Origin of the sequence: Legionella antarctica (assembly GCF_011764505.1) — a bacterium.
GTDB classification, from domain to species: Bacteria; Pseudomonadota; Gammaproteobacteria; order Legionellales; family Legionellaceae; genus Legionella; species Legionella antarctica.
Genome location: NZ_AP022839.1, coordinates 790,133 through 811,853 on the forward strand (window position 1 = coordinate 790,133; position 21,721 = coordinate 811,853).

The following is a 21,721-nucleotide window of genomic DNA, read 5'->3' on the forward strand; positions in this document are numbered from 1 at the left end:
ACCTTCGTATGCTGGGATGCTATCGAAGTTATCCGGGTAATTTCAGTAATCCTGTGGATATTGAACTCGGATCAGATTTTTACTCGACCGGGAAAAGTTCTCTTAAAACTTGAGTCATTTTATATCATTATCCAGCTTCTTACTCAGCCTCTTATCCAAATGCATTTTCAATTGCAGGCTCCATAGACAGCTGTTCAAAAATAGTAAGAAGTATCTGATCTTCAAGAGATTTTGCTGTATTTATGGGTTTATTAACCCCATTGATTACAATAGAAAAAATCAATGATCTGGCTTGTGGATTGATAATATAGCCAGACAAAGACGAAATATCATGCATGGAACCTGTTTTAGCAAATACCTTTTTTTCCAGCGGTGTTTTTTTCATTCTATCAATTAGTGTTCCTGACACACCTGCCTGGGGTAAAGCATTCAGAATAATGGGACGCATAGTTTTATCGTTATATAGATGGGTAAGAAGCAAAACAATTTGCTCAGGAGTGATTAAGTTATATCGTGATCCCATGCCGTCGGTTAGCACGACCTGTTTCATATCAAGATGAGTATGTTCAGCTAGTATCTTTTTAATAGCAAAAGCGCCTTGCTTAAAACTTCCCTCTTTAGTTAAAGAAAAAGCCAACTCTTTGGTTAAACTATTCGCGTAGAGATTATCCGATTCTTTAAGCATGTGGGCAATAAGGGCAATTAAATCTCTGGATTTATAGCTTGTAACAATCCTGGCATCAGATGGAGTACGTCCAATAATGATACGACCTTTAAAAATTAGACTGTATTTTTTAAGTGTTTTTTCAATAATTTGTTTTGCCATTAATACAGGATCGGGAATCGCTAATTTAATCAGTTTGGTTTTGCTTTCCTGAGCCATGCATCCATATAAGCGTAGGGTATTATTCGGTTGAATTTCGATATTTAAATTACAATGTTCTTTTTCTTGTTCTTTATTTACGGTGATTATCTGATTGATCACAGTTAAATTTGGTGCAGCCGATCTGGGTTTTATGGTAACAGGCATTCCTAATTTTTTTGCGCTAATTACATCATAGGCTTCAGCGTTTTCATCCAATATCACTGCAGTATCAGGTGCAGAGTAATACCAGCCAAGATCATCATAGGATTCACCTCCTGGATAATAAGGAGCTTTAAATCTTGAAGTATCCAAAATGATATCGCCGTTTATTTTTTTTATATTATTTTTTTTCAAACTAAGCAGTAAATCAGTAAAATTATCAATTGTCAGGGAAGGAGAACCACTGAAAGTAATATAAAAATTTTGATTTTTCTGGGATAGTGTGGTTAAAAAATGATGTTTTGGCTTTAAATGATACAATGCAGCGGCAGCAGTAAATAATTTCACATTACTTGCGGGATATAATAATTTATCTGAATTGCTCCGGTAAATTACATCACCTGTTTTGGCGTCTTTAACAAGAATTCCAATCGTCGCATGAGGTAATTGTTTCTCGATGAGGGCATCAATTCTTGTTGACAACAGGTCGGACCAAACAACGTTGCTGAAGAAAAAACCAACAAAAAACGCTAAAAAAATTGATCGCTTCACCAAAATATCCTTCTATATAGCCAGGGACTGATGACAATAGATCCCTTGTCATTCTGCTGAGTGTTCGCTGGATTCTGTTACAACTCCTGGAACATATCGGAGGTTTTAAACGACTAATTGTCAACAGCATCTAATATTTATTCCTTTATTATCAAGGATAAAGCAATATTTGGCAAACGCAGATCTATACTCCCCTTCTCTCATTGCAGAAAGCCTGGATTCTAATCTTTATTTTTTCTATTCCAGGAAGTGCTTCATTTGTTAACAATTAATCATTGCAACGGGTATTTGAAACCTATAGAAGGCTTTATTTTAAGTTAAAATGTTACTGATAATTGGATAGTATGATGTTTAGTTGCTACCTTTGAAGTAACCGATATGGAACTATACAGGAAATATATGTCAAACCAGAACACTCAGCGTTATCGATATAATCCTCATCACCATGTAAAAATTTGGTTTAGTAATAAACCGGATGTATTTTTAAATGATGAAAATCAGCTGCGCTTGATTAAAATGCGTGATAAAAATCCAGATGATTGTATCAGTTTAGTGTTTGACTCCTCTGTGTTAACTCATAACGCCCTTTTGGATTTAAAGAATTTTTGTAGCGAACATGAAATTATTCCTGTAGATGCAGATCAGTTGGAAAACTCACTTAAATCAGAGAATGAAAAGAAATTATATGAATATTACAAAGATGAAATGACTCATTTAAGTGACGGGGGAAGTTTGGCTGTAGCTAGTGATATTATTCGATGGATCTCTTCAGTTTATCGTTTGGGAACGTACACTGATTTTGATGTTACTGTAGATACGAGTCAACTTCCTCCAACTCTTCTTGTTGATACTCCTTTATTATTAAACATAGGGAGTTTGAAAATAAAAAAAAAGGAAATAGTTCTTTCTAATAATGACTGTATTGCAGTAGTCGATCCCATTGCAGCAAAAGGAAAAATAGAAGAGATCCAGAATGGATTTCTTAGCGTTTTGAGCATATATACTAATGATTTCATTGATAAAACAGAGCAGGCTTTTAGGCAAGGTGGATTTCTGTTTCGTTTCGTTAACATGTATCTTTTAAATTTTTTGCGAAATCGTTCCGAGGCGTTTTATATTGCCCGATCGAAATCGATTTTTCCCACATCTAATCCTCAAAGTTCTCGCCAACTTAGAGCATTTATTAATCAGGTCATGACTAACTACGAAAAGTATCTGAATTTTAATAAAATTTCTCCCGAGGAAACTGATAAGTCAGTAATACAACGACTAAGAAAAAATATTAAAAGGCAACGTGGAATAATTAAATGGCTGTTCTTCAGGAATGAATATAGTGAAATAAAAAAAATATTGGCACTATCTGATCGAGAGTTAATTACAGGCTTTATGAAAAAAGAGTATTCACTTTATTTAAGATCAATCGTTGTTTGTACAACAGGTCCCATTGCAATTGCCAAATCATTATTCAAAGATTATTTTTTCGATACTAAATACTTTTATGAAAAAATACAGCCGTTTTCTTTTTATAACTATGATTTAACAAAAGCATTTTTATCAAAAAACTCAATTCCTTTGCATGAAAATGTGCTGAGAATGTTGTATTTTCTTGGAGCTGGTGAAGGGGAACTCAATGATTCTTCATGGTTAGAAGAAGGGGCACGATTACAAGAAACACGGGACAAAATTATTGCTGAGCGCAGAAAAGTACTTCAATTAACGTTACCGAATATTTTAGAAGAACTAAAAAAAGATCTGGTGTGGCATATAAAGAAAATTGAAGACGACTCAAAAACATACTGGACTTTTATTGGAGCAGTGCAAAGAGAGGTAAAAATAAATGCCCTTCGCGATACTTTGGCCTGTTTTAGAGTAACTCCACCTAATGTTTTTGATATACGAGAGTTTAAAAAAGTGTTACGTACTAAGAAGTTAACTAAGAACGGATTCTCAGGATTGTTTTATAACGAGACTCAAAAGCTCATCAAGAAATTAGAGCACTATTCTTACGAAGCATTATTTTATGGTTTAACTAAAAACCATAAAATACAGTCAGAAGAAGGGGCTGAGTCTATTTTTAGGAAGCCAACTGAGAATACTACATCAGAAAATATATTTGCCCCTGTGGGTGATGTCCCTGATACTGTACATTTAGCGATCTGTTCTTCCAAGGCTGGAGGCATCGAGCGCTTGGTCCCGGGTAATTCTCATCCAGTGGATAATACTGGAAATTAGACCGTTTACAATCAGATTCTCATAAGAACTTTGATTCGGAACTTTACAAAAAGAGCCTATGTATCGTACTGAACGTACAGACAAAATCGGTTTCATTGACTACTTTTATGGTTGAGAGTTCATCGCTAAGCATCATAGAGCCATTGGGGAAACGGTTACCTCCTGTACAGGCATGTCAGGGATTTTGTCCTTTAAAAAAACACCCTGTTTAAAAATAGACTTTTTTAAAAACTCGCCGGTTTATTAGTCATTAAGTAAAAAACTATAATTAAGCTCATAAAAGCGGGCCAACCCAAATAAAACCAATATCTAAAATATCGAAAGTACCTGGGGGAGGGGGCTATTATTTTGTTCTGCTTCAACAGCAAAATTACGCATTTTAATTTGAAGATATAATACCGGGAACCAGCAACAAGCGGCTATTAAATAACCAATAATGGAACCCATGATCCATAATGAAGTCCAGGAGTAACCGACTAAATATACCATCCAGAGCCCAGTCAGGGGCTGAAGAAATCCGGATGTGCCAGTAAAAATCCAATCGGCCATCACTACATAGCGAGTGCTGGCAGCAATCACCTGAATGTTTTTTGTCTGATAACTGTCACATATACCAATTAATCCCCCACAAAATCATGGGCCGCGGTAAATAGCTCGTGACTGTCTGAATAGTCTATTGGAATTTCCACTAATACTGGGCCTTCTGCCTGCATCGCTTCTTTTAATACTCGAGAAAACTCACTGGAGTGACTGACTCGCAGACCCAGAGCACCAAAGCTTTCAGCGTATTTTACAATATCTACTGGACCAAAATGGACCGCACTATCACGTTTATATTTCATTAACTGTTGTTCCCTGACCATGTCGTAGGAGCCATCACACCAAACAAAGTGGATAAAATGAACTTGTTCCCGTACTGCCGTTTCCAATTCGTTAGCAGAAAAAAGAAATCCGCCATCGCCAGACACAGAAATAACCGTTTTTTTGGGGTACACCAGGCATGCTGCAATCGCCCATGGCAATGCCACTCCAAGTGTTTGCTGGCCATTACTAAATAATAAATGGTGGGGTTGATAACAATAAAAATAACGAGCCAGCCACATATAATGAGTACCGATATCGCTAATTACCATCATGTTATCATCGACAACCTGATTTAATTCATAGATGAATCGTAAGGGATGTAATAACTTGCCCGTAAATTTCGCTCCACTGGATATTTTTTCTTTCAATTCTTTTTGGTACTCGAAAATATGCCTGGTATAGTCCTCCGCAATCTTTAAGTTTAATTCCGGCGCCAATTTTCTAAGACTCAAAGCGATGTCACCAATAACCTCTAATTCGGGCATGTAGGTTGTGTGTATCTCTGCAGGTTTATAGTCTAAATGGATAATTTTTTTGCTGGCGCTACTCCAGATTTCCGGGTCATATTCAACGGGATCATAACCGATAGTGGCGATTACATCGGCTTCATCAATTAATCTGTCACCAGGTTGATTTTTGAATAGTCCTACCCGTCCAACAAAGCAATGTAGTAGTTCCCGTGTGATTACTCCAGCTGCCTGATAAGTGCATACTACGGCAAGGGGTGTTTTTGTTAACAGTTGGCGGATGGCTTGTGTATTCTCAGCTCTGGTTGCTTCTAATCCCAAGAGCAAAACAGGGCGCCTGGCTTGGTTAAGCAGTGTTGCAGCTTTTTGAATCGTTTTGTCAGGAGCTGGGCCGTAGTTAATGGCTGGTAAGACCTTAGGTGCTTTGATTGTTGTACTTTGATGAGAAATATCTTGGGGAATACTAATAAATACAGCGCCACTCCGTGGCTCAGTGGCGATGCGAAATGCATTTTCAATAATTTCAGGAATGTTTTCCGTCATCAGAATTGCCATACGCGCTTTGGTGACGGCTTCCATTAATTTAATGTTATCAGTACTTTGGTGAGAGGATTTTAAACTCATATTACGCGCAACATTCCCTCCAATGGCGACAATAGGATCACCTTCAGTGGTAGCTGTTAACAATCCTGTAGCGAGATTTGAAACACCTGGTCCAGAGGTTACCAGTACTACTCCGGGTTTACCTGTGATGCGTCCATAAGCTGCAGCCATAAATGCCGCATTTTGTTCATGTCGACAAACAATAACTTTAACAGGACTATCTATTAATGCATCATAAACAGCATCAATTTTTGCTCCAGGTATGCCAAAAATATATTGAACCCCTTGTTGAACAAGACAATCAACCAATAAGGTCGAACCATTTTTTTCATTTTGCATACACTAGTCCCTATTATCCAATTCATCAAAAACCTCTTGCGCTGTGAGCAGAGCATTAGTTGCTGCAGGAAAACCACAATATGCTAGCATTTGGGTGATGATTTCGAGAATTTCTTCACGGGTGACGCCGTTATACAGAGCCCCTTTGATATGTACTTTTAATTCGACTTGCGAATAACCTTGAACTGTTAAAGCAGCAATAGTAAGCATTTCCCTCATTTTGGGATCCAGGATATCTCGTGAATAGAGATCGCCAAAAGGAAACTCCACATTGATTTTAGCAAAGATCTCGGACATTCCTTTGATTTTTTTAGCATAATCATCAGCTTCTGGACCAAGCTGTCTGCGCATTATTTCCATACCTTTTGTATAACGTTCACTATCCATATTTATTCCCTATAAATAATCGATTAGTCTATCCTATAAGAATATAGGCCAATGTTGATAAAATCTATTTTTTTGCAAATTAAAATATTGAGCAAGAACTCACATAATGGTGGCATGATATTACATTGAGCTAACGCTTGGATTATGCAGTGTCATGGTATTTAGTTGATTTAGTCAGTTAAATAAATAGTTTATTGCTTGCATAATAAACATATAGATAAAGCTGATATAGAAAATGGCACCAATGTATACTGCAAGGATGAAGAGCCCATCTTTTTCTATCAAACCCAGACTCAAAAAGATAATTAATGATGAGAAGATAAAATTACTTAATGGGATAGGCAGCATTAAGAGCAGAGCCAAACAAAAAATAAGAGTCCCGTTGATTATTTCCATAAAGCGAGAATTCATAAAGGACAGCCGAGGTTTCAAAAAGTACTCTATTTTGATTAAATAAGGTACAGTGTTATGAACAATTTTTGCAATGGTCTCTTGATGAATAGTACGACAAGCAAGAATTTTCGGTATCCATAATGTTTTTCTGGCCAATATCATTTGCCATGCAAACAGTATTATCGGCACACTAAAAATTGCTGAAACACCAGGGACAGCTGAAAATGGCAAGGCACTAGGTAAAGCAAAAAACAACAGAACAACCCCAAACGCCCTGGCTCCAAGGGTGTCTAAAATGCGCTGATAGGTTAATTCCCCGCTTAAATCTTTATTGTTCGCAATTTCTAAAAGAGTATCGGAAGAGCGCTTGATATTTTTTTTCAAATTAATGTTCCATCGCCATGTACGTACCTGTTTGTTTTTGGCATATCATCCTTCCAGGTAGGGATGGATGCCATAATTTTCTCGGCTAATTTTGTAGCCACTTTTTAAGCAACTATTAAAAATTGTAACTTATGTTGGTTTCTCGCAGTCTATACTTAATAAAAAAACGACGAGGTTCATTATGTTTGAACACTACCATATTGAGAAAATGAATCAAGAAGAAGTTACTTTGGCAGTAGCCTGGGCGGCAAAAGAAGGCTGGAATCCTGGTTTGCATGATGCAGCCTGTTTTTATCAAGTCGATCCCCGTGGTTTTTTTGTTGGGAAACTCAAGGGTCAAATGATCGCTGTAGGATCGGCGGTTATCTATGACGAACATTTTGCTTTTTGCGGTTTTTATATTGTTGCTAAACCATATAGGGATCAGGGGTACGGTCTGGAACTTACCCGTGCACGGTTAGACTATATTGGGAAACGTAATGCCGGTATTGATGGTGTACTACCCATGTTGGATAAATATGCCCGTTTAGGTTATCAATTTGCGCACAATAATATCCGTTATAGTTTGGAAAAAAAAATTGATCCAATACCTTATAACCCTTCACTAGTCCTGCTCGGCCAAATTGATTTTTCTCTGTTATGTGACTATGACCGCCTGCACTTTCCTGCACTACGTCCAAAATTTCTTAAGTGCTGGATACAACAAAAGCAAAGTATGGCTTTAGGGTTTGTACAAGAGAAGCAACTTAAAGGTTATGGTGTCATCAGGGCCTGTCAACAAGGATATAAAATGGGACCTTTATTTGCTGATACTCCAGAAATTGCAAACACACTATTTTTTCAATTGACCCAATACGCACAAGGAAAGGTTATTTTTTTGGATATTCCTGAAAATAATTCATTTGCTCTAGATCTGGTTAAACATTACCAAATGACCAAGGTTTTTGCCACAGCTAGAATGTATTTAAAAGGAGAGCCACAATTAATAAAGGAACACATTTTTGGCATTACTTCTTTTGAATTAGGATAGTTGGAATTGGCTTGTATGCTTTGATTAGTGGAATAATTTAAAAAATTACTAAAATAATCTGAGTTAATACTGTTTTTTTATTATTATTTTGTTAAGATGTCCGACCCAATATCCATTTTTTCTAGTAAAACTTTTTGTGGATATTTAATTATCCTGCCTTTATTTTTTTAAATAGTCTTCCCTTATTTTTTTTATGAGGCCTTATTATACAAGGCTTATCGCTATCAATTCTGCTTATTTCATCTTTTTAGTTACCCACAAATTCTGTGGATAACTCTGTGCATAGTTGTAAAACCCTATGTAAATTAAGGGAGTTAAACAGATGCTTCAGGTTTTGCCAATAGACAACCAGATCAAATACTGGTTGGCTTGATAAATGAATCTCCCTAAAGGTTGAAATAACCTTGGGAGATTCCGAAAATAATGTTTACAGTGAGTTTGTAGGAGGTAACATCTCTTCTCGCTTACATTGCATGCCGCAGCAAGCTCCGATACAGCTTGAAAGTGCTCCCACAAAAAACAGTGCAAATATAACCCACCCACTCCAAGCTAACTCAGTTGGTGTAACTTCAACAGCTTGTGAATCGGCATTCTTATTATTTTGTATACGGGGTGATGTAGCTTCTTTAGTCACCTTAACCTTAGAGGTGTCTGTTAGTGCAGATCCACTGACATAGTTTGTATTTAATGAGACATAATGCATTACAGGTCCTGCCATTATGGCGCTCATTACTAAAATCAAACTCCAGGTTATAAAGCCAAAAATTATTCCACCTTTAATATGATGGTAATGAAAGCGACCTAAATAACCCGCCACAAAACCTGCTGTAGCCATAGATGCAATTACTCCCAACAACATTCCAAGGAATCCGCCAATTGCAATGACAGAGGCCCCATCAGGTGAAGAGCTAAATGCACTTAAACTAATAGCCACGCCATATAGATGGAGTAGAAATGCAAGACCCAATCCAACAAAAGTTCCTGCAAATATTGCAGACCAACAAATACGGTAATGATGGTGGTTTTGGCCTTCCCGTTCAGTTACAATCAGATTTTCATTAGTCATGATAACTCCCTGTCAATTTTAAAAGATACGTGCCAGTATCCAAATGATAATAAGTAGAGTGAGGGGAACACCCAGTAGCCATCCAATAATATACATCATTTTAATCTCCTTATATGAGGACTCTCCCTTCTAAATATAGTAGAAAAAAAACATAGTGTTTAACTATTGATAATTGGGCTGGCAGGTTTACCCAATTTTTGTTATTTAATATAACACGGTAAAATAGAGGGTTCTGTCGCAAAAATATATTTATGCAACAAACGGACTTATTTTGGACGAGCTTAGGCCACTAGTCCATAGAACTGTTCAAAAATAGTTTGATTGGCCGATTGATTATGCTGGCCTTTTCTAAGCATATGATGTAATTCAATGCCAGCTAAGGTAGCAGCGGCCGAGTGAAACTCTTTAAAGCCCTTCATTGGCTTGGTGATTTTCTTAATGAATCGATGGTCTTGTTCCACGATATTATTGAGGTATTTAATTTGTCTCACAGTCATTTGGACGAACAGCCCGCCCACCATGAACAGCAGCGCCAAGTGTAAATTAATCGTATCAATTCCAGCTTTATTAGCGCCACTTTTATCCATAGTTACCTTGTCAGGTAAGCCATTAGAACCAATAGCTTTCTCAAAAAATGCTCGTGCAGCAGGCTCATCCCTTTTTTCTGAAAGCATGAAATCAACCGTTTTACCTTCCTTATCAACGGCTCGATACAAGTACACCCATTGGCCCTTCACCTTGATATAGGTCTCATCCATACGCCATGAAATCACAACAGGACGCTTGTGGCGCTTGCGAAATGCTTCTTCCAATTGAGAAGAATAGTCAATAACCCAGCGATTGATGGTGGAGTGATCTACTTTTAGCCCGCGTTCCAGAGCCAATTCTTCAACATCTCGGTAACTCAATGAATAGGCCAAGTACCATCTGACCAGCATCAAAATAATATCCTGTTTAAAATGACGCCACTTAAAGCTAATCATCGTTGACCATTCCTATGCAAAAACCCAGATACTATCTTAGAGGATAACTTTTTGCGACAGAACCAAAATTCGCGAGTGTTTAACTTAACCATCTTTATTTTTTGAAACGACCCTTGCCTTTAATTTAAACATCAAAGCGAAGGTTTAATTCAACCGAGTGGGTTAACAATCCCTTGGTGTCATGCTGTCCTGCATAGAATTCCGTTTGCCCAGCCATACCTGGATTGGTGATAATAGTACTCTGACTTGCTTTAAAATCAGTGGTTTTAAATAAGCGATATTGCAAAATAGCTGTTGCTTTCTCGCTCACCGCATAATTGATACCTGCTTTAAACTGCCAAGCAAAGGCTGTTCCATATAGAGATGGACTATTTTGCATAGCTGGTGCTGTTTCGATTAGAGGGGTATTGGGATCGTCAATATTAATGGCGTTATTGGTTTGCGTACTACCCGATTTTAACCAGGAAAGCCCTAAACCCGCCCCTAAGAAAGGTTGTACGTTTCCAATATTAATTAAATCATAACTTGCATTGGTCATAAAAGAATAAATGTTAGCTCTTGTTGTTATCTTACTAATGAGGTTATTAGCCTGTTGGGCGTATATTGCTCCAGTTGTACTGTTTTGTTCCAGCCAATTATAAGTACCAAAAGTGTCTCTTCGTATGTTTTGATACAAAAACTCTAAGTCTCCATGCCAGTTGGGACTAAAATATTTTCCGACCGCCAGATTTATCCCATAGCCATTGTTAAATTTATTTTGCCAATTGATATCAGGCAGGGTAAATAAACTAGTCCCTATTGCGGTTGGTGCATACAAAACCGAGTTGGAATTTGAAGTATTACTGGTAGTAGTATTGGAAAAAACAGCACCTAAACCAGCATTAATATAAAAACCCATGGATGGTGCTGAGCCCAAGGTTCCTGCCGTAGCATTGTATGCTAAACTCAAAAATGCAGATGAAATTAGAACTGATTTATAAAATTTCACGGCTAAATCCTTTTAATTCTTATAGCTAACAATGAGGTTAACTTATATCATGAATCAGTACAAGAATAGTAGGCTTAGTGCAATGGAGCTTGCGCCCTGATGTAAAAACTATAAGCCCAAGAGTTTCTTTAAATTTTAAGAAGTCATTTTATCAGCAGGAATATAAGGAATGATGCCTTGGTAATAAGCTTGTTCTTGTATTTCATAAGGAGCCTCCCGCACATCAACTATGAACCCATTAACACTAACCATCAAAATAAAAGGGTTATCCTCTATTCTACTGGGTAATGTCCACTTGGGATCCATCTGCCTGATTTTAAACAGATCGCGGATGGATTTACTTTTTGCACTAATAGTGCTTTGAGACAGACCAAACCAAGAAGATAAATCGGCTCTTGGCGTCTTCGCGTTGAAGGCTAATTTTTAGTACAATAGCAAAGATAAATACTTAAGAGCTAATTGCCAAAACAATGAACAACAAATCCAAACAATCACTCACCATTCCAGCAGAGATTTTAGGTTTATCTGATGTAGAGATAGAGACTGTCACAACAGACCTTCGCGCACGGCAAATTACAATCCGAGTTGTCAGTACAAAAGAAGAGATTTTATGTCGACAATGTAACCGCCCAACCAAACCACATGGTCGTGGAAGACTGTTACGATTAAGTCATTTACCCATTTTAGGGAAAGAAACGACCATTGAAATTATCCCACGGCGCGGACGATGTCCTGATTGTGATGGAGGTCCTACAACAACGCAGCGCCTTGACTGGTATGATACGAACAGTAAATTTACCCGTCCTTATGAGCAGCATCTTTTGTTTGAGTTGATTAACTCGACCGTGGCAGATGTGAGCAGAAAAGAGGATGTTGAATATCATTCACTGGAAGGGTTGGTTGATAAGTACATTGAAGAAGAGGTCGACTTCAACAGCATTGATGATATTGGGGTTCTTGGGCTTGATGATATTAGTCTTAAAAAAGGCTACCGTGACTTTGTCACTATAGTAAGTTATCGGTGCAACGATGAAGTTAGGTTGCTTGCAGTGCTTGATGGTAGGGAGCGAGCAACAGTAGAAGCCTTTCTTCGAAAAATACCCGAGCGTCTAAAACAGACTGTCCGTGCGGTCTGTTGTGATTTATATGAAGGATACATTAACGCCAGCAAAGCCGTATTTGGTGACACAGTTCCTGTTGTTGCCGATCGCTTTCATGTAAGAAAATTATACGAAAAAGGTTTGATTGCCTTGAGAAAATCAGAGTTGAAGCGCTTAAAAAAAGAATTATCTGAGGCAGATTATAAGGATCTCAAACCCGCAATTGCACTACTTCGAAAGCAAAAGGATTACTTCACAGATGATGAAAAGAAAGTCGTAGAACCCTTATTTAACTTATCGCCAAAGTTACATTTGGCCTATCAATTAAGTCACGAATTGACTGCTGTTTTTAACAGCCATTTAACACCAGCAGAGGCAAAAGCACTTTTTATTGAGTGGATCGATCGCGTTTCAGCGTCAAAAATTAAATGTTTTAATCGGTTTGTAAAAACGCTCAATAAGCATATGGATATCATCGCCAACTACTTTATTGCTCGTAATAACAGTGGTTTTGTTGAAGGGTTTAATAATAAAGTGAAGGTGCTAAAAAGACGATGCTATGGTTTGAGTAATGTAACTCGGCTATTTCAACGACTCATGTTAGATCTAACTGGCTTCGAAAGGTTTAATCCATCTATGGCGTAATATTATACACTTCCACGCGAAGACGCCAAGAGCCAAAAATTTTCGACAGAACCGATGAAACTTGTTATTGTTAAGGAGAATATTAATGTATTTTATTAAAGGATTACAACTGTTCGTATTAATCACCTTTTTAAGCGCTTCCCTTTATGCTGAGAAGCCACCCACAGCGACTATTACGTTGAGCAATTCTTATGAGACAATCGGTTTGATTAAAGAAGCTCATAAAATAATTTTGCGGGTAGATGAGAGCATAGCTAAGCTTATGTATTTAGCTATGAATGTAATAGCAATGGAAGAATTTCCCCCAGAGATAGAAGCGAAATTTCAAGCCAAAAAATATAAGATTGCAACGGAACTGCATCAATTGCAACTGAACTTAAATGTTTTTAGATCGGATATAACGATTACTACTTATGATGATGACACTAAGAGTTACTTAAAATTTGGTTTACCTAATTTAACGGAAGAGGCTGCCAATCTGTATCGTACTCGTATTAGAACGAAACAAGAAGCTGTTGAAGCGATTGATGTTTTAAAAAATCTGTTAAATAGAGTCAATGTTAGTTTACCTTCGGACTTAAACGACGATTCTTTAAAAAATTTTTTGGTCTTGAAGCCTACACTTGTTAATTCGGACTTGACTCAAATCAGTTTCACTCATCGCGAAGATACTGTTTCTTTAATCAATGCTTTGGTTGATCTGAAATGGCGTGTGACAGAGCATTTAAATGCGGTGATTCGTCTTGCAAAAATTGCAGCTAAAGGAGAGCAAACACAAGAAACATTAGAAGCATTAGATCTTGAGTATCAAAGTAAGGTTTCTGATTTTTTTTGGCCTTTGATCATGGAAGGATATAAGTTAAATACTAATATTTCTGTATATCATGATATTAAGCTTGTTTTACCTTTACCCAAAGGAATGCATAAAGACTACTTCTTCCCTCAAATAGATTTGGTGACCTTACAACTTGAAGCGGATAATATATCGAGCTTTACTTCAACACTGAGTTCATTGGAGCATCTTCGAGTTGCATTTTCATGGTCTTCATTATGGATTATTACTAATGATGCTGTGTTAAGTGATGTGGTAGATTCTGTATATGATTTTTCAAAAATACTGTCGTCTTTAAACTTAAATACGTCTCAAAAAGCACTTATTTTGAAAAGAATAAAAAGTTCTAAATAGTATTTATTGCGGGATGGCGGGTTCTGTCGCAAAAAGTTATCCTCTAAGATAGTATCTGGGTTTTTGCATAGGAATGGTCAACGATGATTAGTTTTAAGTGGCGTCATTTTAAACAGGATATTATTTTGATGCTGGTCAGATGGTACTTGGCCTATTCATTGAGTTACCGAGATGCTGAAGAATTGGCTCTGGAACGCGGGCTAAAAGTAGATCACTCCACCATCAATCGCTGGGTTATTGACTATTCTTCTCAATTGGAAGAAGCATTTCGCAAGCGCCACAAGCGTCCTGTTGTGATTTCATGGCGTATGGATGAGACCTATATCAAGGTGAAGGGCCAATGGGTGTACTTGTATCGAGCCGTTGATAAGGAAGGTAAAACGGTTGATTTCATGCTTTCAGAAAAAAGGGATGAGCCTGCTGCACGAGCATTTTTTGAGAAAGCTATTGGTTCTAATGGCTTACCTGACAAGGTAACTATGGATAAAAGTGGCGCTAATAAAGCTGGAATTGATACGATTAATTTACACTTGGCGCTGCTGTTCATGGTGGGCGGGCTGTTCGTCCAAATGACTGTGAGACAAATTAAATACCTCAATAATATCGTGGAACAAGACCATCGATTCATTAAGAAAATCACCAAGCCAATGAAGGGCTTTAAAGAGTTTCACTCGGCCGCTGCTACCTTAGCTGGCATTGAATTACATCATATGCTTAGAAAAGGCCAGCATAATCAATCGGCCAATCAAACTATTTTTGAACAGTTCTATGGACTAGTGGCCTAAGCTCGTCCAAAATAAGTCCGTTTGTTGCATAAATATATTTTTGCGACAGAACCCCTGAAAAGTAGTCCATTTAAAGCGTTGGCAGCTCTCGGAAAAACATTTTGCCAATGGAAAGAAGAGATAGTACGTATGTGGCGTTTTAGGAAGTCTAATGGCATTACAGAAGGGTTTCATAGAAAGATGAAGTTGATACAAAGAAGAGCTTATGGCTTTCGTAACTTTGAAAATTATAGAACCCGTGTTAGGGCGCTGTGCGGTTAACTGATGAGTGCCCCCGTAATTGGGAAAGACCCAAAATAACTCCGCTCGTAGTCTAAAAATATTTTTGCGACAAAGCCAAAAAAATGCGATGATTGCGGGCTGATGTGTTTATAAACGCGAGCCGTTACAGTTACCATTGTTTTAATTTTTATTCTCTGCTAAGTTATGTACAGATGTTTCTTTTAACGGCTTGATTTTAGAAAATTTCTTTTTTTGATTTGGCTTTAATACGTATAATAGCATTTAACATTCCTCGCTTAATAAAATTAAAAAAGTAAGCGTTTTGATGAAGCTTTGGTAAATGTTGTCAATTAAAAAAAATTTATATCGGAGAATAAATTATGGATAATATGGGGCTCGTAGGGTACAACCTGCTTTATAACGTTTTTTCATTTACATTTGCTTTAATGATGGCGGCAACGCTATTTTTCTGGTTGAACTTGGCCCGTGTTTCTGGGCGATATCGTATAGCCATCTCGATCACCGGGTTGGTTACTTTTATTGCAGCTTACCACTACCTTCAAATCTTTTTCTCATTCGAACATGCTTATAATGTCATGGGTGATACCGTTACTTTATCGAGTAAACCTTTTAATGATGCCTACCGTTATGTGGACTGGTTGTTAACTGTGCCACTACTACTTATAGAGCTTATTCTTGTCATGAAGTTAACGCATGAAGAGACTATCTCTCGCTCAATCAAGTTAGGATTTGCAGCTGCTGTGATGGTTATACTCGGTTACCCTGGTGAGATTTCAGTTGACATGACATCACGCTTGCTATGGTGGGTACTGTCTATGATTCCTTTCCTTTATATTATTTACGAGCTTTTCTTTGGTCTGCGTGCCTCCATTTCCAAACAGCCTCAAAAAACACAACCCTTGGTAAGAAAGGCTTGTTATTTGACTGTCTTAGCTTGGTGTTTTTACCCTATTGTTTATTTGCTACCAAACTTGGGGGTTGGAGGCGGTCATGGTTTTGTTGCTCTGCAGGTTGGTTATTCTATCGCTGACATCCTGGCCAAAGCTGGTTTTGGATTACTCATTTTCTTCATTGCCCGATCCAAATCAAGCGAAGAAGGGTACGCTGAACTTTAATTTAAACCATACCCAATGTTATTAAGAACATTGGGTATCTCTCTCACCGTCTTGACTCAGGGTACAATGCCAATGTTTGACTCTCATGAGTTTATGGCTCTATTCAAACAGGTCATAGAAAGCGATTTAGATGAAGGTATGCGGCAGATGAGTCGTTTTCATTTTCAACACCCCGGCAGCCTGACCCGAGCACGACTCACCTTTAATTGTTCGATAGCGATGCAACTTCCCTATGATGCAGCCACCCATTGTGCTGCTCTTGTTGAAATGCTTCACAATGCGTCTTTGATACACGATGATATTCAAGATAATGCTGTTTTTCGTCGAGGTCAGGAGTCTATGTGGCAAAAGTTTGGTCTCGCTAAAGCACTTGCTTATGGTGATTTGCTTATTTCGATCGCTTATAATACAGCATCTTTTCTACCCTATGGTTATATTGGTAGCTCTGTGCGACTAATTCATAATTTTGTAACAAAGACGATTATAGGCCAAGTTCGGGATATTAACGCAATGGCGCTAAATAAACCTCAGCTTGTTCATTATACCAACATTTTCTGGCTTAAGTCCGGCCAGTTAATGATGCTTGGCATTAAGCTGGCATCACTCCTCAGCAAGCATGTCACTTATTGCTCATTATTTGAAGGAATTATTCGTCACTTAGTGATTAGTTATCAAATTGTTGATGACATAACAGACATTGAAGAAGACAAAGACCAGCACAACTTTTCTATTTTTACTGTATTTGATCAGGACAAACCCATCATGTTGACTCAAGCACATGAGTTGGCCAATAGCCACTTATGTCAAGCTCAATCGATGATACACCATTTACCGCAGGACATGAGGCAGCCTTTTTTGCAACTATACCGTAACATTCAGCCTCGATTGATTAAGGATCTAGCGTGAACAAAAAATTATCGGTTATAGGTGGTGGTTTAGGGGGTATGGCTGCGGCCTTACGTGCCAGGGCGAAAGGGTATGATGTTGATATATATTGTCAATGCCCGATGTTGGGAGGTAGAGCGCAAGTCTACAGTAAAGATGGTTATATTTTTGATGCTGGGCCAACCGTAATAACCGCACCATTTCTTTTAGAAGAATTGTTTCAGTTATTTGATCGCCAACTGAAAGACTACGCAACATTGGTTCCCATCGAGCCTTGGTATCGTTTTTTATATCCGGACGGCATGATATTTAATTATGGCGGCTCAATAGAGGAATTGCTGGCTGAAATTTCTCGTATCTCAGCTGAAGATAAAGATAATTACCTCCGATTATTGTCTCATTCCAAAGAGATTTATGAAGTCGGATTTGAACAGCTTGCCGATCATCCTTTTCATCAATTTACTCAGATGGCAAAGGTGATACCAAGCTTGATTCGTTTAAAATCTTACAAAAGTGTCTGGCAGTGGGTAAGCCAATTTATCAAGCACCCAGCGCTTAGAGAAGCATTTTCTATACAGCCTTTGCTTGTAGGGGGAAACCCTGTGGAAACAACCTCTATTTACAGCCTCATCCATTATTTAGAGCGTAAGTGGGGTGTTCACTATGTGATGGGGGGAACAGGGCAGCTCATTGAAGCCATGACGATACTGATGAAAGAAGTAGGTATCAAAATCCATTTAAATTGCTCTGTAGAGCACATAAAAATAGTTGATAAAACGGTCCGGTCAATTGTTTTGCAAACGGGTGAGCATATTTCTTGTGATGTTGTTATCTCAAATGTAGATCCTCTATATTTGTATCGTTACATGATTGCAGCGAAGCATCAGCCCTTAGTATCAAAGTGGAAAACGGCTTTAAGTAAGCCATCCATGGGGCTTTTTGTTTGGTACTTTGGTACGAAAAAGCAATACACTGACGTGCCCCATCACACGATCATTATGGGAGATGACTATAAACGTCTGTTGGCTGATATTTTCAATAAGAAAGTCCTGTCAAACGAATTGGCCATGTATTTGCACCGGCCTACGGCCACAGATCCTAGTATGGCACCAAAGGGACATGACACTTTCTATTGTTTGTGCCCTGTTCCCAACCTCAGCAGTAGAGTTGATTGGCAAAAACAATCAGGCCCTTTTATCAAGCGAATGATAACAAAATTAGAGCAGACCTGTTTGCCGGGGTTGTCTGAAGAACTGACTGTCAGCATCAGCAAAACACCAATGGACTTTAAGACTGATTACAATGCGTTCCAAGGAAGCGGATTTTCTGTCGCTCCCTTATTTTATCAATCAGCCTGGTTTCGACATCATAATAAGGCTGAAGGAATTAATGGACTGTATTTGGTTGGCGCTGGTACACATCCGGGTGCCGGGATACCTGGGGTATTATCATCTGCCAAGCTGGTAGAGAAACTACTTCCTCAAGTCGCGATTTAGGAGCACCACATGAATGCTGAGACTGTCTTTAGGGCGCACGCTAAAACCTTTAGTTTTGCAGCCAGATTATTGCCGCAAACGACACATGCTCATGCTTCTGAGCTGTACGCTTTTTGCCGCTATTGTGATGATTTAGCAGATGATGCTTTAGATGATAATCAAAAAAGGCTTGCAAGATTAAAGTTAGATTATATCTCTAGTGCGTTATCTATGAGTGGGTCTGATGATGTAAATCTTCAAGGTATGATCCAACTCATTAATCACCAAAACGTTCCATTAAAATCAGCCTTAAATTTGGTTGATGGAATAAAACAGGATCTGGGAACGGTGAGAATTCTCAATGAGCGTGAGCTTTTTCAATATGCTTATCAGGTAGCTGGAACTGTTGGTGAGATGATGTGTCCCATATTGGGCTGTGTTGACCCGCTGGCAACTCAGTATGCTTCTCACTTAGGTGTTGCGATGCAATTAACCAATATTGTTCGTGATGTAATGGAGGATGCATGGATTAATCGGTTATACCTGCCGGTTGAGTGGCTGGGATTTGATGAACCAAGCTTAGTGCTAAAGGCTCAGAATCGATTTGCCACTCAGTTGGCAATGAAAAAAACCCTAAGTTTGGCTGAGACCTACTACCAAAGTGCATGTCATGGCTTAAAATTTATACCTGCGAGATCTCGTTTTACTGTTCTTGTTGCCATGAGGCTCTACCGGCATATTGGGCTAAGTGTTGCAAAAAATGAATATGAATACTGGAATGGTCGTTTATCAATACCGTATTTAAAAAAAATTTCCCTTGCAAGCTGGGCCGGTTTTAATTTTGTTTTTGGAAAATACCACCATGCCCTCGCACAACTGTGATGTTTTAATTCTTGGTGGGGGCTGTGCTGGCTTGGCAACTGCTTTTTTTTATAGCCAAACTCAGGGAGAACAGACCATCGATATTATAGAACAACGTGAATTTTATGACGATGATCGAAGCTGGTGTTTTTGGTTGAGCATGGCCAAGTTCCCCCATACAGACATCATTTTTCATCAGTGGCCTACGTGGACCTTAAACAAAGGCTCCGTAGTTATTGAACACACTAACCCTGCTACTCCTTATGCTATCATCAAGAGTAAAGATTATTACAATAAAGTTTTGGCGGCTATTGAGGATGATCCAAGGCAAAAGTTACACTTGAACACAAAAGTGTTCGCTATAAACAAAGAAAAAAAATGCTTCGTTGTGGATACCTCTATTGGTCAGTTTATTGCCCGTCAGGTGATCGATACAAGACCCAACCAATATATCCTTAGAGAAAAAGCGCCGCTGCATCAAATCTTTTATGGTATTGAGATCAAAACCAAACAACCTGTGTTTGACCCAACATCAGCTCATCTTATGCATAATCTTGTTGCTAACAATATTTATTGTCAATTTGATTATGTCTTACCTTTCAGTCCTTATCATGCATTACTTGAAGTGACACGATTTAGTTCGATGTATCATGGGCCTGAACAGCTCATGCAAGAATGTCTTAAACTCATTCATGAATATACGACTGAATTTGATACGTTACGGGATGAGGCTGCTGTTTTGCCTATGGGCATTGCTAAAGGTGCTCAAGACTCAAAGTCATGCCATGTTTTTGCCCAGCACCAAGGGTCATTAAGAGCTTCTAGCGGCTATGGTTTTTTACGCATCCAACAACGAGCCTGGTATCATGCCCAGCAAATTGGAATGAACAAAGCATTAAAGGAGCCGGTGTTAGACTTAGCTATAGATAGATGGATGGATCTTTGTTTTTGTCGTGTGCTTTTGCGTCAAATGCCACTTTCTCCTGAGATATTTATACTATTGGCCTCAAGATTGAATCCTTCTCAGTTTGCCCACTTTATGAATGGAACTCTTGGATGGGCTTTACGCTGGAAAGTGATAAGAGCGGTGCCAAGTTGGCCATTCATCAAGGCAGTGTTATGAAGTCCATTGTCTTAATTGTAAATTTCATCATGATGTCTTTGTTCACGGTGTGGTTTCCATCATTTGCTATGGTTGTTTTTTTAGTACTGGTGATTCTTATTGGCATGCCTCATGGTGCTTTAGACTTGTGGATTTTAAGAAAAAGATTTGCAATTAGCACTTTTAAAACAACTGTATTATTCATTGCCTATTTGTCATTGGCGATTGCAGTTTTTCTGGGCTTTTACTGGTTTTCTTCTTTCTTTTTTGGCATTTTTTTATTGTATTCTGCCTATCATTTTGGCATGGATTACTATGATTCAAGTGTGTTTCAGACAAAAGTATACTGTTATTTTTTAGCTTTCATTATTGGTTTATCTATAATATGTCTGCCTGCATTACTTCATACACAAAAGATATGTGTCTTATTTTCCTACCTAATCGGCTCAGAACAAGCTATGTTATACGCTCATTTTTTGCAGTGGGCTGCATGTTGTTTATTACCAGTAATTGGTCTAGGGCTTTTCACTTTAAAAAAAGATTGTGCTCAAGAGGTTGTTATCGTGCTTATGGCTGCATTTTTAACGCCACCACTGGCTTTTTTGACAGTTTATTTTGTTGGAATTCACTCTTGTAAATATTTTGCCATGCTCTATGAAAAGATAGGTTATTCATCATATCGAACATTTGTTAAGGATTTATTGCCAATGACTTTGTTAACTTACACCTTTTCAATAACGGCATATGCTTTTTTACCAAGCACCTTGGATTGGCAGGGAGCCGGGTTTTTCTTAACAATATATATGTTGGCGTCACTTACTTTGCCTCACTTAATACTGGTAGAGGTGTTTAAAAAAAAAGAAGTGTGTTACGGGGATTATTTGCATTAAGGTACGTAATTCCCTAAACCGCTTTATGTCGACCAGCCAGAGTAATCGGAACCAAGACCTTTCGCGTAATGCATCGATACACCTGATATTTCTTTGCCTTTTTTTGGACCTTCACCATCGGT

General features: G+C 38.2%; 19 protein-coding genes and 2 pseudogenes. 12 read left to right on the forward strand and 9 right to left on the reverse strand.

The annotated features are described in order from the left end of the window. Positions 1-151 precede the first annotated feature (151 nt). Complete coding sequence (dacB, locus tag HRS36_RS03915; protein ID WP_173236320.1) at positions 152-1,576, reverse strand: D-alanyl-D-alanine carboxypeptidase/D-alanyl-D-alanine endopeptidase; 1,425 nt, start codon at positions 1,574-1,576, stop codon at positions 152-154. A gap of 399 nt (positions 1,577-1,975) precedes the next feature. Between dacB and HRS36_RS03920 the strand changes: the two genes are divergently transcribed. Continuing rightward, positions 1,976-3,808 carry a glycosyltransferase family 88 protein gene (locus HRS36_RS03920; protein WP_173236321.1) on the forward strand — a complete coding sequence of 611 codons (1,833 nt, stop codon included), beginning with the start codon at positions 1,976-1,978 and terminating at the stop codon, positions 3,806-3,808. A gap of 224 nt (positions 3,809-4,032) precedes the next feature. On the opposite strand, the pseudogene HRS36_RS18925 reads toward HRS36_RS03920, so the two are convergent. The 4 genes and pseudogenes from HRS36_RS18925 to HRS36_RS03940 form a co-directional block, all read right to left on the reverse strand. Beyond that, a pseudogene (locus HRS36_RS18925) lies at positions 4,033-4,426 on the reverse strand (DUF2269 family protein). After that, positions 4,426-6,081 (reverse strand): acetolactate synthase AlsS, encoded by a 1,656-nt coding sequence (alsS, locus tag HRS36_RS03930; protein ID WP_173236322.1) that lies wholly within the window; start codon positions 6,079-6,081, stop codon positions 4,426-4,428. Before alsS ends, HRS36_RS18925 begins: the two are co-directional and overlap by 1 nt. A 3-nt stretch (positions 6,082-6,084) precedes the next feature. Then, a complete protein-coding gene (locus HRS36_RS03935; RefSeq protein ID WP_173236323.1) occupies positions 6,085-6,468 on the reverse strand; it encodes a carboxymuconolactone decarboxylase family protein in 384 nt (127 codons plus the stop codon). Between the two features lie 174 nt (positions 6,469-6,642). After that, positions 6,643-7,245: an exopolysaccharide biosynthesis protein gene (locus tag HRS36_RS03940; RefSeq protein ID WP_173236324.1), complete on the reverse strand. Its 603-nt coding sequence runs from the start codon at positions 7,243-7,245 to the stop codon at positions 6,643-6,645. Between the two features lie 181 nt (positions 7,246-7,426). Here HRS36_RS03940 and HRS36_RS03945 point away from each other — a divergent pair, with 181 nt between their 5' ends. Continuing rightward, positions 7,427-8,275 carry a GNAT family N-acetyltransferase gene (locus tag HRS36_RS03945; RefSeq protein WP_173236325.1) on the forward strand — a complete coding sequence of 283 codons (849 nt, stop codon included), beginning with the start codon at positions 7,427-7,429 and terminating at the stop codon, positions 8,273-8,275. A gap of 427 nt (positions 8,276-8,702) precedes the next feature. On the opposite strand, the gene HRS36_RS03950 is transcribed toward HRS36_RS03945, so the two are convergent. From HRS36_RS03950 to HRS36_RS03965, 4 genes are all read right to left on the reverse strand, one after another. Further along, positions 8,703-9,341: a hypothetical protein gene (locus HRS36_RS03950; RefSeq protein WP_173236326.1), complete on the reverse strand. Its 639-nt coding sequence runs from the start codon at positions 9,339-9,341 to the stop codon at positions 8,703-8,705. Between the two features lie 281 nt (positions 9,342-9,622). Beyond that, a complete protein-coding gene (locus HRS36_RS03955; RefSeq protein ID WP_173236327.1) occupies positions 9,623-10,324 on the reverse strand; it encodes an IS6 family transposase in 702 nt (233 codons plus the stop codon). A 124-nt stretch (positions 10,325-10,448) separates the two neighbouring features. Beyond that, a complete protein-coding gene (locus tag HRS36_RS03960; RefSeq protein ID WP_226905565.1) occupies positions 10,449-11,312 on the reverse strand; it encodes an outer membrane protein in 864 nt (287 codons plus the stop codon). Between the two features lie 135 nt (positions 11,313-11,447). Further along, complete coding sequence (locus HRS36_RS03965) at positions 11,448-11,618, reverse strand: hypothetical protein (RefSeq protein ID WP_173236328.1); 171 nt, start codon at positions 11,616-11,618, stop codon at positions 11,448-11,450. A gap of 164 nt (positions 11,619-11,782) precedes the next feature. Here HRS36_RS03965 and HRS36_RS03970 point away from each other — a divergent pair, with 164 nt between their 5' ends. From HRS36_RS03970 to HRS36_RS04015, 10 genes and pseudogenes are all read left to right on the forward strand, one after another. Continuing rightward, entirely contained in the window at positions 11,783-13,057 is a 1,275-nt protein-coding gene (locus tag HRS36_RS03970; RefSeq protein WP_173236329.1) for an ISL3 family transposase, read from the forward strand. 85 nt (positions 13,058-13,142) lie between these two features. Beyond that, positions 13,143-14,243, forward strand: coding sequence for a hypothetical protein (locus HRS36_RS03975; RefSeq protein WP_173236330.1), 1,101 nt, complete (start codon positions 13,143-13,145; stop codon positions 14,241-14,243). Positions 14,244-14,326: 83 nt separating this feature from the next. After that, a complete protein-coding gene (locus tag HRS36_RS03980) occupies positions 14,327-15,028 on the forward strand; it encodes an IS6 family transposase (RefSeq protein ID WP_173236331.1) in 702 nt (233 codons plus the stop codon). Between the two features lie 54 nt (positions 15,029-15,082). Next, positions 15,083-15,289: pseudogene (locus HRS36_RS03985) on the forward strand (transposase); the annotation flags it as partial. Positions 15,290-15,630: 341 nt separating this feature from the next. After that, a complete protein-coding gene (locus HRS36_RS03990; RefSeq protein WP_173236332.1) occupies positions 15,631-16,386 on the forward strand; it encodes a bacteriorhodopsin-like in 756 nt (251 codons plus the stop codon). A gap of 66 nt (positions 16,387-16,452) precedes the next feature. Next, positions 16,453-17,292: a polyprenyl synthetase family protein gene (locus tag HRS36_RS03995; protein WP_173236333.1), complete on the forward strand. Its 840-nt coding sequence runs from the start codon at positions 16,453-16,455 to the stop codon at positions 17,290-17,292. Continuing rightward, positions 17,289-18,767: a phytoene desaturase family protein gene (gene crtI, locus HRS36_RS04000; RefSeq protein WP_173236334.1), complete on the forward strand. Its 1,479-nt coding sequence runs from the start codon at positions 17,289-17,291 to the stop codon at positions 18,765-18,767. The genes HRS36_RS03995 and crtI overlap by 4 nt, the downstream gene beginning before the upstream one ends. Before the next feature lie 9 nt (positions 18,768-18,776). Next, positions 18,777-19,628: a phytoene/squalene synthase family protein gene (locus HRS36_RS04005; RefSeq protein WP_173236335.1), complete on the forward strand. Its 852-nt coding sequence runs from the start codon at positions 18,777-18,779 to the stop codon at positions 19,626-19,628. Continuing rightward, positions 19,609-20,730, forward strand: coding sequence for a lycopene cyclase family protein (locus HRS36_RS04010; protein ID WP_173236336.1), 1,122 nt, complete (start codon positions 19,609-19,611; stop codon positions 20,728-20,730). Before HRS36_RS04005 ends, HRS36_RS04010 begins: the two co-directional genes overlap by 20 nt. Beyond that, on the forward strand, positions 20,664-21,599 hold the full coding sequence (locus tag HRS36_RS04015; protein WP_173236337.1) for a Brp/Blh family beta-carotene 15,15'-dioxygenase: 936 nt from the start codon (positions 20,664-20,666) through the stop codon (positions 21,597-21,599). Before HRS36_RS04010 ends, HRS36_RS04015 begins: the two co-directional genes overlap by 67 nt. Positions 21,600-21,721 lie beyond the last annotated feature (122 nt).

What these genes read in the sequence shown, in the direction of transcription:
- HRS36_RS03965 (WP_173236328.1), bottom strand. Translation starts at nt 11,618, where the DNA reads ATGGATCCCAAGTGGACATTACCCAGTAGAATAGAGGATAACCCTTTT.
- HRS36_RS03970 (WP_173236329.1), top strand. Translation starts at nt 11,783, where the DNA reads ATGAACAACAAATCCAAACAATCACTCACCATTCCAGCAGAGATTTTA.
- HRS36_RS03975 (WP_173236330.1), top strand. Translation starts at nt 13,143, where the DNA reads ATGTATTTTATTAAAGGATTACAACTGTTCGTATTAATCACCTTTTTA.
- HRS36_RS03920 (WP_173236321.1), top strand. Translation starts at nt 1,976, where the DNA reads ATGTCAAACCAGAACACTCAGCGTTATCGATATAATCCTCATCACCAT.
- HRS36_RS03990 (WP_173236332.1), top strand. Translation starts at nt 15,631, where the DNA reads ATGGATAATATGGGGCTCGTAGGGTACAACCTGCTTTATAACGTTTTT.
- HRS36_RS03955 (WP_173236327.1), bottom strand. Translation starts at nt 10,324, where the DNA reads ATGATTAGCTTTAAGTGGCGTCATTTTAAACAGGATATTATTTTGATG.
- HRS36_RS03980 (WP_173236331.1), top strand. Translation starts at nt 14,327, where the DNA reads ATGATTAGTTTTAAGTGGCGTCATTTTAAACAGGATATTATTTTGATG.
- HRS36_RS03935 (WP_173236323.1), bottom strand. Translation starts at nt 6,468, where the DNA reads ATGGATAGTGAACGTTATACAAAAGGTATGGAAATAATGCGCAGACAG.
- HRS36_RS03950 (WP_173236326.1), bottom strand. Translation starts at nt 9,341, where the DNA reads ATGACTAATGAAAATCTGATTGTAACTGAACGGGAAGGCCAAAACCAC.
- HRS36_RS03945 (WP_173236325.1), top strand. Translation starts at nt 7,427, where the DNA reads ATGTTTGAACACTACCATATTGAGAAAATGAATCAAGAAGAAGTTACT.
- HRS36_RS04010 (WP_173236336.1), top strand. Translation starts at nt 19,609, where the DNA reads ATGCCCTCGCACAACTGTGATGTTTTAATTCTTGGTGGGGGCTGTGCT.
- HRS36_RS04005 (WP_173236335.1), top strand. Translation starts at nt 18,777, where the DNA reads ATGAATGCTGAGACTGTCTTTAGGGCGCACGCTAAAACCTTTAGTTTT.
- alsS (WP_173236322.1), bottom strand. Translation starts at nt 6,081, where the DNA reads ATGCAAAATGAAAAAAATGGTTCGACCTTATTGGTTGATTGTCTTGTT.
- HRS36_RS03995 (WP_173236333.1), top strand. Translation starts at nt 16,453, where the DNA reads ATGCCAATGTTTGACTCTCATGAGTTTATGGCTCTATTCAAACAGGTC.
- HRS36_RS04015 (WP_173236337.1), top strand. Translation starts at nt 20,664, where the DNA reads ATGGGCTTTACGCTGGAAAGTGATAAGAGCGGTGCCAAGTTGGCCATT.